Source organism: Nonomuraea coxensis DSM 45129 (genome assembly GCF_019397265.1).
Lineage (GTDB): Bacteria > Actinomycetota > Actinomycetes > Streptosporangiales > Streptosporangiaceae > Nonomuraea > Nonomuraea coxensis.
Genome location: NZ_CP068985.1, coordinates 4,008,505 through 4,023,167, shown reverse-complemented (window position 1 = coordinate 4,023,167; position 14,663 = coordinate 4,008,505). Strand labels below are relative to the sequence as shown.

The 14,663-nt window shown below is 73.3% G+C and carries 16 protein-coding genes; 12 read left to right on the top strand and 4 right to left on the bottom strand.

Annotated elements, in window-relative coordinates; translation table 11 throughout:
- The first annotated feature begins 50 nt into the window (after positions 1-50).
- From Nocox_RS18810 to mctP, 4 genes are all read left to right on the top strand, one after another.
- The gene (locus tag Nocox_RS18810; protein WP_020539857.1) at positions 51-614 is read left to right on the top strand and encodes a VOC family protein; all 564 of its coding nucleotides are present in this window, start codon (positions 51-53) and stop codon (positions 612-614) included.
- Entirely contained in the window at positions 614-1,255 is a 642-nt protein-coding gene (locus tag Nocox_RS18805) for a carboxymuconolactone decarboxylase family protein (protein WP_020539858.1), read from the top strand. Before Nocox_RS18810 ends, Nocox_RS18805 begins: the two co-directional genes overlap by 1 nt.
- 237 nt (positions 1,256-1,492) lie before the next feature.
- The gene (locus Nocox_RS18800) at positions 1,493-1,702 is read left to right on the top strand and encodes a DUF3311 domain-containing protein (protein WP_020539859.1); all 210 of its coding nucleotides are present in this window, start codon (positions 1,493-1,495) and stop codon (positions 1,700-1,702) included.
- The gene (gene mctP, locus Nocox_RS18795) at positions 1,699-3,309 is read left to right on the top strand and encodes a monocarboxylate uptake permease MctP (protein ID WP_020539860.1); all 1,611 of its coding nucleotides are present in this window, start codon (positions 1,699-1,701) and stop codon (positions 3,307-3,309) included. Before Nocox_RS18800 ends, mctP begins: the two co-directional genes overlap by 4 nt.
- Positions 3,310-3,319: 10 nt before the next feature.
- Here the strand turns inward: mctP and Nocox_RS18790 are convergent, their stop codons facing one another.
- A complete protein-coding gene (locus Nocox_RS18790) occupies positions 3,320-3,679 on the bottom strand; it encodes a DUF6285 domain-containing protein (RefSeq protein WP_020539861.1) in 360 nt (119 codons plus the stop codon).
- A 68-nt stretch (positions 3,680-3,747) separates the two neighbouring features.
- On the opposite strand from Nocox_RS18790, the gene Nocox_RS18785 reads away from it, so the two are divergent.
- The 4 genes from Nocox_RS18785 (at position 3,748) to Nocox_RS43090 (ending at position 7,844) form a co-directional block, all read left to right on the top strand.
- On the top strand, positions 3,748-4,530 hold the full coding sequence (locus Nocox_RS18785) for a CPBP family intramembrane glutamic endopeptidase (RefSeq protein ID WP_020539862.1): 783 nt from the start codon (positions 3,748-3,750) through the stop codon (positions 4,528-4,530).
- A 51-nt stretch (positions 4,531-4,581) separates the two neighbouring features.
- A complete protein-coding gene (locus Nocox_RS18780) occupies positions 4,582-5,772 on the top strand; it encodes an acyl-CoA dehydrogenase family protein (protein WP_020539863.1) in 1,191 nt (396 codons plus the stop codon).
- Entirely contained in the window at positions 5,769-6,749 is a 981-nt protein-coding gene (locus tag Nocox_RS18775) for a phosphotransferase family protein (protein WP_020539864.1), read from the top strand. The genes Nocox_RS18780 and Nocox_RS18775 overlap by 4 nt, the downstream gene beginning before the upstream one ends.
- A 108-nt stretch (positions 6,750-6,857) precedes the next feature.
- On the top strand, positions 6,858-7,844 hold the full coding sequence (locus Nocox_RS43090) for an ATP-binding cassette domain-containing protein (RefSeq protein ID WP_281426320.1): 987 nt from the start codon (positions 6,858-6,860) through the stop codon (positions 7,842-7,844).
- Here the strand turns inward: Nocox_RS43090 and Nocox_RS18765 are convergent.
- Both Nocox_RS18765 and Nocox_RS18760 read right to left on the bottom strand, forming a co-directional pair.
- On the bottom strand, positions 7,798-8,421 hold the full coding sequence (locus tag Nocox_RS18765; RefSeq protein ID WP_020539866.1) for a TetR/AcrR family transcriptional regulator: 624 nt from the start codon (positions 8,419-8,421) through the stop codon (positions 7,798-7,800). The two genes, Nocox_RS43090 and Nocox_RS18765, sit on opposite strands and share 47 nt — an antisense overlap.
- Positions 8,418-8,870: a hypothetical protein gene (locus Nocox_RS18760; RefSeq protein ID WP_157382701.1), complete on the bottom strand. Its 453-nt coding sequence runs from the start codon at positions 8,868-8,870 to the stop codon at positions 8,418-8,420. The genes Nocox_RS18765 and Nocox_RS18760 overlap by 4 nt, the downstream gene beginning before the upstream one ends.
- Positions 8,871-9,008: 138 nt before the next feature.
- On the opposite strand from Nocox_RS18760, the gene Nocox_RS18755 reads away from it, so the two are divergent.
- From Nocox_RS18755 to Nocox_RS18740, 4 genes are read left to right on the top strand one after another with little or no spacing between them, the layout of a single operon-like run.
- Positions 9,009-9,782 (top strand): hypothetical protein, encoded by a 774-nt coding sequence (locus Nocox_RS18755; RefSeq protein ID WP_020539868.1) that lies wholly within the window; start codon positions 9,009-9,011, stop codon positions 9,780-9,782.
- Positions 9,779-10,939 carry a hypothetical protein gene (locus tag Nocox_RS18750; protein ID WP_020539869.1) on the top strand — a complete coding sequence of 387 codons (1,161 nt, stop codon included), beginning with the start codon at positions 9,779-9,781 and terminating at the stop codon, positions 10,937-10,939. Before Nocox_RS18755 ends, Nocox_RS18750 begins: the two co-directional genes overlap by 4 nt.
- Before the next feature lie 3 nt (positions 10,940-10,942).
- Positions 10,943-12,370 (top strand): hypothetical protein, encoded by a 1,428-nt coding sequence (locus Nocox_RS18745; RefSeq protein ID WP_020539870.1) that lies wholly within the window; start codon positions 10,943-10,945, stop codon positions 12,368-12,370.
- A complete protein-coding gene (locus Nocox_RS18740; RefSeq protein ID WP_020539871.1) occupies positions 12,361-13,671 on the top strand; it encodes an AAA family ATPase in 1,311 nt (436 codons plus the stop codon). Before Nocox_RS18745 ends, Nocox_RS18740 begins: the two co-directional genes overlap by 10 nt.
- Here Nocox_RS18740 and Nocox_RS18735 read toward each other — a convergent pair.
- Positions 13,668-14,597: a GNAT family N-acetyltransferase gene (locus Nocox_RS18735; RefSeq protein WP_020539872.1), complete on the bottom strand. Its 930-nt coding sequence runs from the start codon at positions 14,595-14,597 to the stop codon at positions 13,668-13,670. The genes Nocox_RS18740 and Nocox_RS18735 overlap by 4 nt on opposite strands.
- Positions 14,598-14,663: the final 66 nt, after the last annotated feature.

Here is a 14,663-nt window from a genome sequence, read left to right as displayed (position 1 = left end):
ATCTCATGTCATGTTTTACTCCAAGTCCCTGTGATAAGCACGGAATTACTATGAACAGCGAATTCGAGCTTCGCGGGGTCAACCACATCGCGCTGGTCTGCTCGGACATGAAGCAGACCGTCGACTTCTACTCCGGCGTCCTGGGCATGCCGCTCATCAAGACCATCGAGCTGCCGATGGGCTGGGGCCAGCACTTCTTCTTCGACTGCGGCGGCGGCAACGCCCTCGCCTTCTTCTGGTTCCCGGACGCGCCCGACGGCGTCCCCGGTGTCTCCGCGCCGCGCAACCTGCCCGACCGGGGCGAACTGGTCTCGGCCGTGGGCTCGATGAACCACATCGCCTTCGACGTGCCGCCGGAGCGGATCGAGGAGTACCGCGACCGGCTCGTCGCCAAGGGCATCGACGTGGGCGTGCTGCTCAACCACGACGACAGCGAGTTCGGCGTGGCCCCCGAGATGCACGACGGCGTGTTCGTGCGCTCGATCTACTTCAAGGACCCCGACGGCGTCCTCGTCGAGTTCGCCGCCTGGACGCGGCAGGTCGGGCAGCCGGGCGACGTGCGCCACGAGCCCAGGACCGCCGCCGACAGGACCGTCCCCGGCGGGGCCGGCTGATGCCGCGCCTGCGGCGCGTGCCGCGCGCGGAGATGACCGACCCGGTCGTGGCCCACTTCCACGACCGGCTGTTCTCCCCCGAGAGGGAGGGCACGGCGACGGGCTCGCCGGGCGACTGGTGGGAGGTCTTCGCGCTGGACCCGAAGATCTTCCGGCACTGCGTGAAGGGCTTCCAGGTCTACCGGGAGGCCACGCTGGACCCGGTGCTGCGCGAGCTGGGCCAGACCCGGGCCGGCTGGGCGCGGCAGAGCCGGTTCGTCTACTCCCAGCACTGCAAGCAGCTCCGGGCGCTCGGCGTGCCCGAGGAGAAGGTGCGCGCGATCCCCGCCTGGCAGGTCAGCGACTGCTTCGGCGAGCTGGAGCGGGCCGTGCTGGCCTACGCCGACGCGCTGGTGCTGGACGGCGGGCGGGTGCCCGACGAGGTGTTCGCCGTGCTGCGGCGGCACCTGCCGGACGAGCAGATCCTGGAGCTGACGTACATCACCTGCATGTACGAGATGCACGCCACGATGGCGCGGGCGCTGCGGCTGGAGTTCGACGACCGCCCCGACCCGGTGACGGAGGTGCCGGCGCCCGACGGGTACGGCGCCCGCGACATCGCCGACGACCTGACCGGCGGCCCGACCGTTCGGCGCGAGTAACCGACCATTCACCGATCATCGGCCGGTGAATACCGGCGAGTAACCAACGGGCGAGGCTGTGACCTGCGGCTTCTCCCGCGACCGTTCCGCATGATGAGACAAACTTCCGCCATTTAGGCCGAACCGTAATATTCGCCGCACTGGGTTAAATACCTGTGCAAAAGTTAGTGTCCCTCCGTTGACTCCACTGTCAGGACCGGTCACCACCGGTCTCTGCTTTTCGCCATCGGAGGGTCGATGACCACCGGGGAACCCGGACAGCCCCGCACCGACCGCAGCCCCTGGAACTGGCTGCTGGTCCTGCCGATCGTGCTGCCGCTGCTCACCTTCCTGTTCAACGCCGACGAGCCCCGCCTGCTCGGCTTCCCGCTGTTCTACTGGCTGCAGATCGCCTTCATCGCCGTCGGCGTCACCTGCACGACGATCGTCTACAGGATGACCAAGTGAGCGGGCACACGACCGAGCTGGTCGTCTTCGTCGTCCTGTTCCTGGTCGTGACCGTCATGGGCTTCGTCGCGGCCCGCTGGCGGCGGCCCGAGAGCATCGACAGCCTGCACGAGTGGGGCCTCGGCGGGCGCAGCTTCGGCTCCTGGATCACCTGGTTCCTGGTCGGCGGCGACCTCTACACCGCCTACACCTTCGTCGCGGTGCCCGCGCTGGTGTTCGGCGCGGGCGCGCTGGGCTTCTACGCGCTGCCGTACACGGTGGTGGTCTACCCGCTGGTGTTCCTGGTGCTGACCCGGATGTGGTCGGTCTCGCACGTCCACGGCTTCGTGACGCCGGCCGACTTCGTCCGGGCCAGGTTCGGCTCGCCGACGCTGGCCCTCGCGGTCGCGATCACCGGGCTGGTGGCCACGATGCCGTACATCGCGCTGCAGCTCGTCGGCATCGAGGCCGTGCTGAAGTCGATGGGCATCACCGGCCACCTGCCGATCGTCATCGCCTTCGCGATCCTCGCGGCCTACACCTACCAGTCGGGGCTGCGCGCGCCCGCGCTGATCGCGTTCGTCAAGGACGCGCTCATCTACATCGTGATCCTGGTCGCGGTCCTCTACATCCCGGCCAAGCTGGGCGGCTGGGGCTCGATCTTCGACGCGGCCGCGAAGAAGTTCGCCGCCACCCCCGCGCCCGGTGACGGCATCACGCTGAACGCCACCAACCAGCTCCAGTACGTGACGCTGGCCTTCGGCTCGGCGCTCGCGCTGTTCCTCTACCCGCACAGCCTGACCGGCGTGCTGGCCTCGAAGAACCGGAACGTCATCAAGCGGAACATGTCGGCCCTGCCCGCCTACAGCCTCGTGCTCGGCCTGATCGCGCTGCTCGGCTACATGGCCATCGCGGCCGGCACCAAGCCGGTCGTGGGCGCCAACGGCAGGCCGGACGCCAACACGATCGTGCCGCGGCTGTTCGACCAGGTCTTCCCCGACTGGTTCACCGGCGTGGCGTACGCGGCCATCGGCATCGGCGCGCTCGTGCCCGCCGCCATCATGTCGATCGCGGCGGCCAACCTGTTCACCCGCAACATCTACCGCGAGTACCTGAACAAGGACGCCACCGACGCGCAGGAGGCCAAGGTCTCCAAGATCGTCTCGCTGGTGGTCAAGGTGGGCGCGGTGCTGTGCATCCTGCTGCTCGACCCGCAGTTCTCGATCGACCTGCAGCTCATCGGCGGCGTGATCATCCTGCAGACGCTGCCGTCGGTGGCGCTCGGCCTCTACACCCGCTGGTTCCACAAGGGCGGCCTGCTCGCGGGCTGGGCGCTCGGCCTCGCGGCGGGCATGTGGATGCTCTACCTCATCCCCAACCCGGCCAACGGCAAGGCGCACTTCGGCGGGTCGGCGTTCGGGCTGGCCAACCTGGGCTTCGACACCACGATGACGGTCTACGCCGGGTTCCTGGCGCTGATCGTCAACCTGGTGGTCGCGGTGCTCGGCACGCTGGCCTTCCGGGCGTTCAAGGTGGCCGACGGGCCGGACGCCACCAGGCGCGAGCACTACTTCGTGGACGAGGGCGACCCGCGGGTCAAGGACCTCGACCTCACCGGCTCGCACTGACCCCCGCCGGTCAGTCCCCGAGATAGGCGGGGTTGGCGACCTCCAGCTTCGCCCGCACCGCCTGCTCCAGCGCGCTCACCAGCGCGTGGTCGTCGGGCAGGCCGCCGTCGCGGACGGCGGCGGCCAGCTCGGCGTCGCCGGCCACGCCGAGGGCGGCCAGGCGGGCGGCGTGCTCCTCCGCCTGGGCCGGGCCCAGCTCGATCTCCCGCTCCACCATGCCGAGCACGTTGATCGCGACCCGGGTGTGGAAGCGCGTGCGCCCGTCCACGGCCGGCAGCACGTCGCTCTGGAGGAAGTCGCGGACCGCGGCCACGAGCTGCGCGGCCGCGGGGACGTCGTGGGGACCCGCGGGCGATCCGGTTCGCGTCATGGATTCCTTCTAGCACACGCCTAAGCCCTTTATCCGGGTCCGATGAGGGGTGCGGCTAATCTGCGCTCATGAGCACTCAGTCGCCACCCGCGGCCGTCCCGGCACTCACGCCCCGGCTCATCGGGGCCGAGATCTTCGTCGTGATGTCGGTCTCGCTCGGCGCGAGCGGGCTCATCGCGCTCATCCGGCTGGTCGGGGCGCTCACCGCGCCGAAGGAGCTGAAGAGCCAGCAGGCCGTGCTCGTCGGCTCGATGGCCCCCGGGCGGCCGTGGCTGGACCTGTCGCTGCAGCTCGCCCAGATCGCGATCGCGGTGGCGCCGGTCGGGCTGGTGGCGTACCTGCTGGCGCGTTCCGGCGAGTCGCTGCGCACGATCGGCGCCGACCTGCGCGAGCCGCGCCGCGACCTGCTGCGCGGCGCGGCGCTCGCGGCGCTGATCGGCGGCAGCGGGCTGGCGTTCTACCTGGCGGTGCAGGCCGTCGGGATCAACCTCACCGTCGTGCCCGGCGCGCTGCCGGAGGTGTGGTGGCAGGTGCCGGTGCTGCTGCTGGCCGCGGCGCAGAACGGCGTGCTGGAGGAGGTGCTGGTCGCCGGCTACCTGCTGCACCGGCTGGGGCAAGCCGGCTGGTCGCCGTGGCGGGCGGTCGTGGTGTCGTCGCTGCTGCGGGGGTCGTACCACCTGTATCAGGGGTTCGGCGGGTTCGTCGGGAACGTGGTGATGGGCGTGGTGTTCGGCCGGGCCTACCAGCGGTGGGGGCGGACGATGCCGCTGATCGTGGCGCACACGCTCATCGACGCGGTGGCCTTCGTCGGGTACGCCTTCCTGCGCGGCAAGGTGAGCTGGCTGCCCTGAACCGTCGTCCTGACCGTTGACTGGGCAACGATATTCCGCTGAGATCCATGCATGAGCTTCGCCGTGCCCGCGAGCGTCCGGCCCGTCCGCGACGCCGTCCATGCGTTCATGACCGAGCGGGTCGAGCCCGCAGAGCCGGTGCTGCACGAAGGCGGGCCCGCCGCCGAGGCGGCACTCGCGGACCTGCGGGCCGCGGCGAAGAAGGAGGGCCTGTGGGCGCTCGGCCACCCGCGTGAGCTGGGCGGCGGCGGGCTGCCGTTCCTCGACTACGTCTACGTCAACGAGGTGCAGGGACGCAGCGAGTTCGGCCAGATCGCGCTCGGCACGTACACCCTCCAGGACTCCCTCATGCTGCACGAGCACGCCTCGCCCGAGCAGCGCGAGCGCTACCTGGAGCCGCTGGTGCGCGGCGAGATCTCGCCCAGCTTCGCCATGACGGAGCCGGGCGTCTCCAGCTCCGACCCCACCCAGATCCGGACGAGCGCCGTGCTCGACGGGGACGAATGGGTGATCAACGGGCACAAGTGGTTCACCACCGGGGCCTCGCGGGCGGCGTACACGACCGTGATGTGCCGCACCGAGCCCGACGCGCCGCCGCACCTGGCCTTCTCCATGATCCTCGTGCCGACCGACACGCCGGGCTACACGATCGTGCGCGACACGCCCGTGCTCGGCCTGGACGGCGCGCACTGCGAGGTGCGCTACGACAACGTCCGGGTGCCCGCCTCCAACCTGCTCGGCGAGCGGGGCCGCGGGTTCGTCATCGCGCAGAAGCGCCTCGGGCCGGGGCGCATCTTCCACTGCATGCGCTGGCTCGGGCAGGCGCAGCGGGCCTTCGACCTGATGTGCCGGCGGCTGCACGAGCGCACGGCGTTCGGCGAGCCGCTGGCGAAGAAGCAGCTCATGCGCCAGCACGTGTTCGACTCCTACGCCGAGATCCAGTCGGCCCGGCTGCTCACGCTCAACGCCGCCGAGGCGATCGACGCCGGCTCCGACGCCCGCGTGGAGATCGGCGCGATCAAGGTCGTCGGCGCGCGGATGCTGCACAACGTCATCGACCGGGCCATCCAGGTGCACGGGGCGGCCGGGCTGACGGGCGACACGCCGCTCGACCGGATGTACCGGCACGCGCGGGCCGGGCGCATCTACGACGGCCCCGACGAGGTGCACATCGACTCGGTCGGCCGGCGCATCCTGGGCTCGTACGCGGCCGGCGGCAACTGGGAGTTCGGGCTCCGGTGAGCGGCGACACGGTGGCCGCCGTGGTGGCGGACGTGGTGGCGGAGGTGTTCGGCCCGGAGGCCGCGCTCCCCCACCGGGTACGGCTCCCCGGCGGCGCGTCGCGGGAGACGTGGGCCCTGGACGTCGCCGCGCCCGGCGGCGAGCGGCACGAGCTGGTGCTGCGGCTCGACTCGCCCGGCGGCGCCGGGGAGGCGGGCACCACGCTGGAGGCGGAGGCGCGGCTCATGCGGGCGGCGGCCGGGGCCGGCGTGCCGGTGCCGCGGGTCGTGGCCGACGGGTCGGCGGGCGGGGTGCCGTACGTGCTGATGGAGCGGGTGGACGGGGAGACGATCCCGCGCAGGATCCTGCGCGACGACGCCTACGCCGCCGCCCGGCCGCTGCTGGCCGCCCAGTGCGGGCGGGCGCTGGCCGCCGTGCACCGGATGCCGCTGTCCAGCCTGCCCCCCGACGCCGACCCCGGCGCCGACCCGCTGGCGCGCTGGCGGGACGTGCTCGACCTGCTGGGCGAGCCGCACCCGGTGTTCGAGCTGGCGTTGCGGCGGCTGGCCGCGTCCCGCCCGCCCGCCGGGCCGCCCTCGGTGGTGCACGGCGACTTCCGCAACGGCAACCTCATCGTCGGGCCTGAGGGCGTGCGGGCCGTGCTCGACTGGGAGCTGGCCCACGCCGGCGACCCCCTGGAGGACCTGGGGTGGCTGTGCGTGAAGGCGTGGCGGTTCGGCTCGCCGCTGCCCGTCGGCGGGTTCGGCGGCTACGACGAGCTGATCGCGGCCTACGAGGAGGCGGGCGGCGCGAAGGTGGACCGCGACGCGCTGCGCTGGTGGGAGACGTTCGGCGTGCTCAAGTGGGGCGTCATCTGCGTCATGCAGACCATGCGGCACCTGCGCGGCGGGGCCAGGTCGGTGGAGCTGGCGGCGATCGGACGGCGGGTCTGCGAGACCGAGTGGGACCTGCTGCGGATGCTGCGCGAGCCCGGCTGAGAAAATGCGTTGCCGCCGTATGGGCGCGGCCCGCACCCTTGCGCGGGAGTCATTCTGCGGGCGTCCCATCTGGTGAAGCGGTTCGGGCCTGTCACGGCCGTCCGTGACGTGAGCCTCACCGTCGGCGAGGGCGAGATCGTGGGTCTGCTCGGCCCCAACGGCGCCGGCAAGTCGACGACCCTCCACATGCTGCTGGGCCTCATCACCCCCGACGCGGGCAGCATCGAGCTGTTCGGCATGGAGCTGGCCCGCCACCGGACCGAGGCGCTCAGCGGGATCAACTTCGCCGCCAGTTACGTGGACCTGCCCGGGGTGCTGCGGGTGGGCGAGGTGCTGGACGCCTTCGCCCGCCTGTACGCCCTGCGCAGCCCGGTCCGCGTCTTCGAGATCTTCTTCTGGCCCGGCGTGGAGCTGGTGCTGTGGGGGTTCATGACGGTGTTCCTGCAGGCGCAGCGGGTGCCGTTCGCGGTGACGTTCCTGCTGGGAGCGGTGCTGCTGTGGCAGGTGCTGCACAAGGCCAGCAACGAGATCTCGATGGCCTTCCTGCAGGACATCTGGTCGCGCAACCTGCTGAACGTGCAGGTCAGCCCGCTGTCCAGCGCCGAGTACCTGGCCGGGCTCGTGCTGTTCTCGCTGGGCAAGGTGATCTTCGCGCTGGCCGTGATGGCGGCGCTCGCCCTCGGCCTGTACGGCTTCGGCGTGACCGCCATCGGCGTGGGGCTGGTGCCGTTCATGGGGGTGCTGCTCGTGCTCGGCTGGTCGCTCGGGCTGGTCGGCATCGCGGCGGTGCTCCGCTTCGGCGAGAACGCGCAGGTCATCGCCTGGTCCATCGTGTTCATGGTGCAGCCGCTGGCCGGGATCTTCTACCCGGTGTCCGTGCTGCCCGCGCCGCTGCGGGCCATGGCGGAGTTCCTGCCCGCCTCGCACGTGTTCGAGGGCATGCGCACGGTCATGGCCGGCGGCCCGGTGCCGTGGGACCGGCTGGCCTGGGCCGCCGGGCTCGACGTGGTCTACCTGGCGGGCACGGTGGGGTTGTTCGCGTGGGCGCTCACGTACGCCCGCCGGCACGGGAAGCTGTCCCGCTTCGGCGAGTGAGCACCGGCCCGGTGACGGCGGACGTGATGACGTCCACCAGGCTCTCCACCACCTCGTCGCGGTCGAGGCCGGGCTGGTCGAGCCACCAGTCGCCGGTGGTCTGCACCATGCCGACGAAGGCGTGCCCGAGCACCTGCGCCCGCACCGGGTCGGGCACCACCCCTTCGGCGGCGAGCACGCCGCCCAGCTCCTCGCCGAGGCTGCGGACCAGGGAGGTGACGCGGGAGCGGGTGCGGGCGTCCTCGGGCCCGGCGCGGTGGAACAGGAAGCGGTAGAGGTTGAGGTTGGCGGAGACGAGGTCGAGGTAGGCGGTGATGGTGGCGGTCGCGCGGGCGCGCAGGCCGCCGCCCCCCGCGGCGAACCGCGGCCGGAGCTGGGCGATCACGGTGCGCACGTGGCGGTCGGCGAGGGCTTCGTACAGGCCGCTCCTGTCGCCGAAGTGGCGGTAGAGGATGGGCTTGGTGACGCCCGCGGCGGCGGCGATGGCGGCCATCGACACGTCGGGGCCCTCGGCGGCGATGGCGCGGTCGGCGGCGTCGAGCAGCGCCCTGCGCCGGTCGGGGTCGCGTCCGCTCACGGGCCCAGGATAGATCGCCGACGGCGCGGGAGCAGCGCCGAGAGCACGAGGAGGACGCCGATGAGCGCGTAGAGGCCGGTGAGCCCGGCGAGGGCGCCGGGCGGCTCGGCCGCCTCCGCCCAGAGCACGGCGCCGGGCCGGGTCCAGGGCAGGCCGCCGGCGTACGGGAGGGTGGCCGCGGCGGCGATGGCGCCGGAGGCGTCGAGCGCGAACAGCGTGCCCACGGCCGCCAGCGGCAGGCCGCAGGACAGGGCCGCCGGCGGCCAGGCGGCGAGCAGCGCGACGATCGCCGCCACCGCCATGAGGCAGCCGAGGCCGGCGGGCGACGGCCCGGCGGCCACGGTGCCCGCGCGCAGCGCCCGCGCGCCCGCCTCGGTGAGGTAGTAGACGGGGGCGAGGGCCGCCAGCCCGGCGACGGCGCCCAGCAGATGACGCAACCCACGGCTCACAGGGTCCAGTGTCCCCTGTTGACCGGCCCCTTATTCGGCGCTGATCGGAAGATACAGTCCCGTCCCCTTTACGAAGTAGATTTCGGAACTGCCGCGAATTTACTGGAAAATGCTGGGACTGTTGGTACGCTCGCGCACATGAGTGACCGGCTGGACGAGCTCGAACGGCGGATCGACGAGCTGCGGGCCGGCGTGCGCAGGGCCATGCGCGCACGGGACGGCGGCGCCGCCCGCGGCCTGCGGGCCGAGCTGCGCGCCGCCGAGCGGGCCTGGGACGCCCTGGTGGGCGGCGAGCAGCCCGAGGAGCCCGCGGCGAAGACGGCCCCGCTGGTCACCGTCCGTGAGCAGGTCCACCAGGGGCTGCGGCTGCTCGGCGCGACCGCCCAGCCGCGCCTGGTGGTGGCGGTCAGCGAGGCGTTCCTCGGCGGCACGATCCGCAGCGCCCAGCTCACCAGCCTGCGCAGGGACGAGGAGCGCTCGTTCCGGTCGGCGCCGTACGGGCGGCCGTACTATCTGTGCGCCGCGCTGACCGACCGCCTCTCCCCCGCCCGCGGCCTGCTCACGCTGAGCACCTGGCCGCTGGAGCGGCGCGTGGTCGGGCCGCTCAGCCCCCGCGTCGACTTCCTGACCTGCGCGATCGCCGTGGCCGGGCGCGAGCACGCCGATCCGCGCGCGGGCCGGTTACTCCTGCGCATGGCCAGGAACATCCCCGGCGCCACCGACGGCTCGCTCGGCCCTCCCGACCCGGACCGGGTGGTCGCGGCGGCCCGCGCCGAGCTGGCCGTGCACGCCCCGCGCGACACGCGCGACCGCGCCGAGCTGGCCCGACGCGCCGCGCGGCAGCTTGATGACGTCGCCCGGCTGTTCGGCGCCGCTACGCTGAGCACGATCAAGAAGGAGTACGCCACGTGAGCGGCTTGAAGCGCGAGGGCGATCCCGCGCACCGGCTCGACGCGCTGCGCGGCACCACGCCGCCGCGCCCCCACGACGCCCGCGCCATCGCGGCGCTCGCCGCCAACCCCGGCTGCGCCCGCCGCGCCCTCATGGACGGCGCCGGTCTCGACAAGGACGCCGCCGCCCGCCATCTCGGCTTCCCCGCGCCGTTCGGGCAGTCGCCGTTCGCGATCACCCGCGGCAACGCCTTCGAGGCGCTGGTCAAGGCCGACGGCTGCGCTGAGCTGCTGCGGATGCTGCGCGAGCTGCTGCGCCTGCCGGTCGCCGAGGTCGCCTACCACGACGTCCAGAACGTCGGCGAGAACACCGACGCGAGGACCGGCGCCCACCTGCGTCACGCCCACACCCGCTCGCTGATCGACCGGGCCGCGCGCGGCGAGGACGACGCGGGCACGCTCTACGACCATCCGCTGCTCGCCCTCACCATCGCCGGGCACACCGCCTTCCTGGAGCCCGACGTGGTGGCGTTCCAGCTCGGCGGGCGCTTCCACATCGTGGAGATCAAGTCGTTCGCGGTGATCGACGGGCAGGCCGAGCCGTCGGCGGTGGCCGCGGCGGCCCGGCAGGCCGCGGTGTACGTCCTGGCGCTGCGCGCCCTGCTGGAGGAGCTGGGCCACGACCCGCTGCGGGTCTCCCACGACGTGGTGCTGGTCTGCCCCGAGAACTTCGCCAACCGCCCGGCCGCCTCCCTGGTGGACGTGCGCCGCCAGCTCGCCGTGCTGCGCCGCCAGCTCGCCCGCATGACGACCCTCGACCGGCTGATGGCCGGCCTGCCCGAGGACCTCACCTTCGACCTGCGCCCCGGCGAGGACGGCCGCCCCACGCGGCCGGTCGCCGAGCTGGCCGACGCGGTGCGCCGCACCACCGCCCGCTACGCGCCGGAGTGCCTGTCCACCTGCGACCTGTGCTTCTTCTGCCGCGACGAGGCCCGCCAGGAGGGCGCCTCCGACCTGCTCGGCCGGCAGGTGCGCGACGAGCTCGGCGGGGTGGCGTCCGTGGCCGAGGCCCTGGGCCTGGCCGACGGCACCCGCGACCCGGCCGAGGGCCAGGAGGAGATCGCCCGGCTGCTGCGCAACGCCGAGCGCCTGCGCAGGGAGTGCCTCGGGAGTGTGTGACAAGTGAGCCTGCTGACCTCGCTGGCCCGGCTGCGGGCCCTGGACGAGGGCATCGCCCAGCCGGTCGCGACCGTGCGGCACTGTCATCTGTCGGCGCGGCCGATGGTGTTCGTGCCGCTGCGGCTGTCCGGCGAGGCCGCCGCGCCGCTCGCCGCGATGCTCGGCGACGACCGCGACCGGCCGCGCCTGCTCGTGGTGCCCCAGCCGCGCAACCGCGACCTGCGCTTCGCGTGGGCGGCCGAGCTGGCCGGGGTGCTGCTGCCGTACGTCGAGAGCTTTGTGCACGACACCGAGACGGTCGAGCGGCGCGGCGGCGACCCGTACGAGCGGGCGCTCGACGCGCCGCAGCTCGTCGTGCCCAACACCGGCGGCGTGGCCTTCGCCCGGCTGCTCGGCCGTTCCACCCGGTTCCGCCGGGCCGACGGCCCCTACCCGGTGCCGGAGTCGGTGCCGCTGCTCGGGCGGTGGCTGACGTACTTCGCCGAGCGGGCCGCGTACCCGGGGTCGTCGCTCACGCTGGCCGCGACGGAGGAGCTGGGCCGGCACTGGGCGAGCGGGCAGAGCGGGCTGGAGGACGGCAACCTCGCGTCGCTGGTCGCGTGGATCACCGAGGGGCCGCGCGAGGAGGCCGAGGACCCGCTGGTGTGGCCGCCCGCCGGTCCGGCGACCGATCCGGGGTTCGACGCCGAGGTGCTGGCCCCGGCCATCGAGAGCGGGTCGGCCGAACGGGTCACGGAGGCGCTGCGCACCCAGCTCGCGCCGACCTGGCGGCTGATGTGGCGGGCGCTCGACCTGCTGGCGGGCCTGGAGCCGGGCGCGAGCGTGGCGCAGCGGTGGGAGCAGGACCGGGCCTCGTTCAGCGCCATGGCCGAGAGCGTCGCGGAGGGCGGCCCGCCGCAGCCCCGCAGGGACGGCGCGGTGTCCGCCGCGGCCCGGCTGGCCCGCATGGAGCGCGCCCAGGCCGCCTACGAGGTGCAGCGCGCCTACGACGACCCGCTGGTGATGGCCGAGTACCGGCTGACCGGCGAGGCGTTCGCCGGCGAGGTCGTGGAGACCGTGCCCGACAACGCCGAGGGCGAGGGCCGTTCGCGCAAGCTGCGCCCGCTGGTCGTCGTCAAGACCGACGACCCGGTGCTGCTGCCGCCCGGCACGGCGCTCGGCACCCCGGAGCGCCGCGCCCAGGGCGCCGAGCTGGTCGAGGCGCACGAGGGCCTGGTCACCGTGAAGATCACCAAGGGCATGGGGCGGGGGAAGACGGCCGCGCCGGGGTCGGTGCCGGACGTCGGCGAGCGGGTCTGCTACACCTCGCTCACCGGCGACTTCCAGGGCTCGCCCGGCCTGCCCGACGCCGAGGCCACGCCGTGGACGCACGGCGGGCCGCCCCAGCAGTACGTGCCCGACGACGAGGACGCCCAGGAGGAATGGTCGTGACCACCGGCCAGGAGCCCAGCCCCGAGCAGGTCATCGCGGACGTGCTGGCCGACCTGCCCCGGCACCGGGGCGTGGTCGTGGACTCCCCGCCGGGCGCGGGCAAGTCCACGCTGGTGGTGCGCGCGGCGGCGCACCTCGCGGCCACCGGCGAGCCGCTGATGATCGTCGCCCAGACGAACGAGCAGGTCGACGACCTGGTGGTGCGCATCTGCGACAAGCACCCGCACCTGACGGTCGGCCGGCTGTCGGCCGGCGCGTACGCGCCCCCGCCGCGCCTGCTGGAGCTGGCCGGCGTCCGGGTCGGCACGCGGGTGCAGGACCTCGGCGATCCGGACATCGTCATCGCCACGGCCGACAAGTGGGCCTGGATCGGCGACCGCAGGTGGCCGTGGGCGATCGTGGACGAGGCCTACCAGATGCGCTCGGACAAGCTGCTGCGTATCGCGGGGCTGTTCGAGCGGGCGTTGTTCGTGGGCGATCCCGGGCAGCTCGACCCGTTCTCGATCGTGGACGGCGACCGCTGGTCGGGGCTGTCGTGGGACCCGCTGCAGAGCGCGGTGTCGGTGCTGCTGCGGCACAACCCGGACCTGCCGGTGCACCGGCTGCCGGTGTCGTGGCGGCTGCCGGCGACGGCCGCGCCGGTGGTGTCGCGGGCGTTCTACCCGTTCACCGGGTTCCGTTCCGGCACCGGGCCGGGCGAGCGGCGCATGGAGCTGGTCACCGGCGGCCTCGGCACCCCGCACGACCGGGCACTTGAAGAGGCGGCCCGCTCCGGGTGGGCGCTGCTGGAGCTGCCCAACCGGCACACCGTGCGCACCGACGGCGAGGCGGTGGGGGCGGTGGCGCTGCTGGCGGAGCGGCTGCTGCAGCGCGGCGCGGTGGCGGGCTCGGAGCAGGGCGAGCGGCCGGTCACCGCCGACCGGATCGCGGTCGGGGCCGCGCACCGCGACCAGGTGGCGGCGATCCGCGCGGCCGGCCTGCCGCCGGAGATCACCGTGGACACCGCCAACCGGCTCCAGGGCCGCGAGTACGACGTGACGATCGTGCTGCACCCGCTGTCGGGGCGGCGCGACGCGACGGCCTTCCACCTGGAGTCGGGGCGGCTGTGCGTGCTCGCCTCCCGGCACCGGCACGCCTGCGTGGTGGTGGCCAGGGCCGGGATCGCCGAGCTGCTGGACGCCCACCCGTCGGCCGAGCCGGTGCAGCTCGGGGTGCCGGTGAAGTTCCCCGACGGGTGGGAGGCGAACCAGGCGGTGCTGGAGCACCTGTCCCGGCACCGGATCGAGGCGGGCCGGGGCTAGAGCCTGCGGCGCCAGACGTCGAAGGCCATCACCTGGCGCATGCCGGCGGACTCGTACAGGTCGAGCGCCGGGGTGGTGTTGTTGGAGTCGACGTGCAGGATCGTGCCCTTCCTGCCGCGGGCGGCGTCGGCGGCGAAGGCGTGCAGGAGCAGGAAGCGGCCGAGGCCGCGCCCGCGGAACTCGGGCAGCACGGCGAGCGTGGCGACGTAGCCGCAGCCCTGGTCGGGCAGGAACTGGTCGGTGCCGATGACCACGCCGGCCGGGCGGCCGTCGATCCTGGCCAGGGCGAGCTGGCTCCAGTCGGTGGCGTTCTGGGCCTGGCGGCGCTCGTACCAGTGCTCGTAGGTGGCGGGGGCGAACCCGAAGTGCTCGGCGAAGCCCTCCTGGTGGACGCGGTGCGCCTCGCGCCGTACCTCCTCGCTCTCCCCGGAGTGCAGCGTGAGCCCGGCGGGCGGGGCGGGCGGCCCGACCGGGCCGTCGAAGTCGATCCGCATGCGGTGGAAGCTGGTGCCGGGCTCGAAGCCGTGCTCCTTGGCGAGGGTCTGCTTGCCCTGGTCGGCGCGGTAGACGCCGATGTGGACGGTGGCGCCGTCGTGGCCGCGCTCGGCGGCCAGCTCGCGGGCGCGGCCGAGGACCTTCTCCCAGAGCGGTTCGATCAGTTCCTCGGAGCCGGGGCGGACGATGACGTCCACGTCGACCAGGTCGCTGTCGCTGTTGGCGTAGGCCCAGGCGTTGGCGAGCAGGCGGCCGCCAGGCCCTTCGGCGACCCAGCCGTCGCGGTCGAGGTCGAAGCCGGGCTCGGCGAGCTCGTCCTCGACGTCCTGGAGGGTCATGTCCGGTCCGCCGAGGACGGCGGTCTCGTAGGCCGAGACGAGGTCGTACAGGGCGGCCGCGTCGTCCGGGCGCGGTCGTCGGAAGGTGTGCATGGGGACAATTGTCGTCAAAACCCCCAGCGGGCACCTCTCCTTTTTCGCCGCATAAGCTGGATACTT

Bases quoted from the DNA above. Each gene is read 5' to 3' on its own strand.
- Nocox_RS18810 (WP_020539857.1), top strand. From the start codon at position 51: ATGAACAGCGAATTCGAGCTTCGCGGGGTCAACCACATCGCGCTGGTC.
- Nocox_RS18805 (WP_020539858.1), top strand. From the start codon at position 614: ATGCCGCGCCTGCGGCGCGTGCCGCGCGCGGAGATGACCGACCCGGTC.
- Nocox_RS18800 (WP_020539859.1), top strand. From the start codon at position 1,493: ATGACCACCGGGGAACCCGGACAGCCCCGCACCGACCGCAGCCCCTGG.
- Nocox_RS18790 (WP_020539861.1), bottom strand. From the start codon at position 3,679: ATGACGCGAACCGGATCGCCCGCGGGTCCCCACGACGTCCCCGCGGCC.
- Nocox_RS18785 (WP_020539862.1), top strand. From the start codon at position 3,748: ATGAGCACTCAGTCGCCACCCGCGGCCGTCCCGGCACTCACGCCCCGG.
- Nocox_RS18780 (WP_020539863.1), top strand. From the start codon at position 4,582: ATGAGCTTCGCCGTGCCCGCGAGCGTCCGGCCCGTCCGCGACGCCGTC.
- Nocox_RS18755 (WP_020539868.1), top strand. From the start codon at position 9,009: ATGAGTGACCGGCTGGACGAGCTCGAACGGCGGATCGACGAGCTGCGG.
- Nocox_RS18740 (WP_020539871.1), top strand. From the start codon at position 12,361: ATGGTCGTGACCACCGGCCAGGAGCCCAGCCCCGAGCAGGTCATCGCG.
- Nocox_RS18735 (WP_020539872.1), bottom strand. From the start codon at position 14,597: ATGCACACCTTCCGACGACCGCGCCCGGACGACGCGGCCGCCCTGTAC.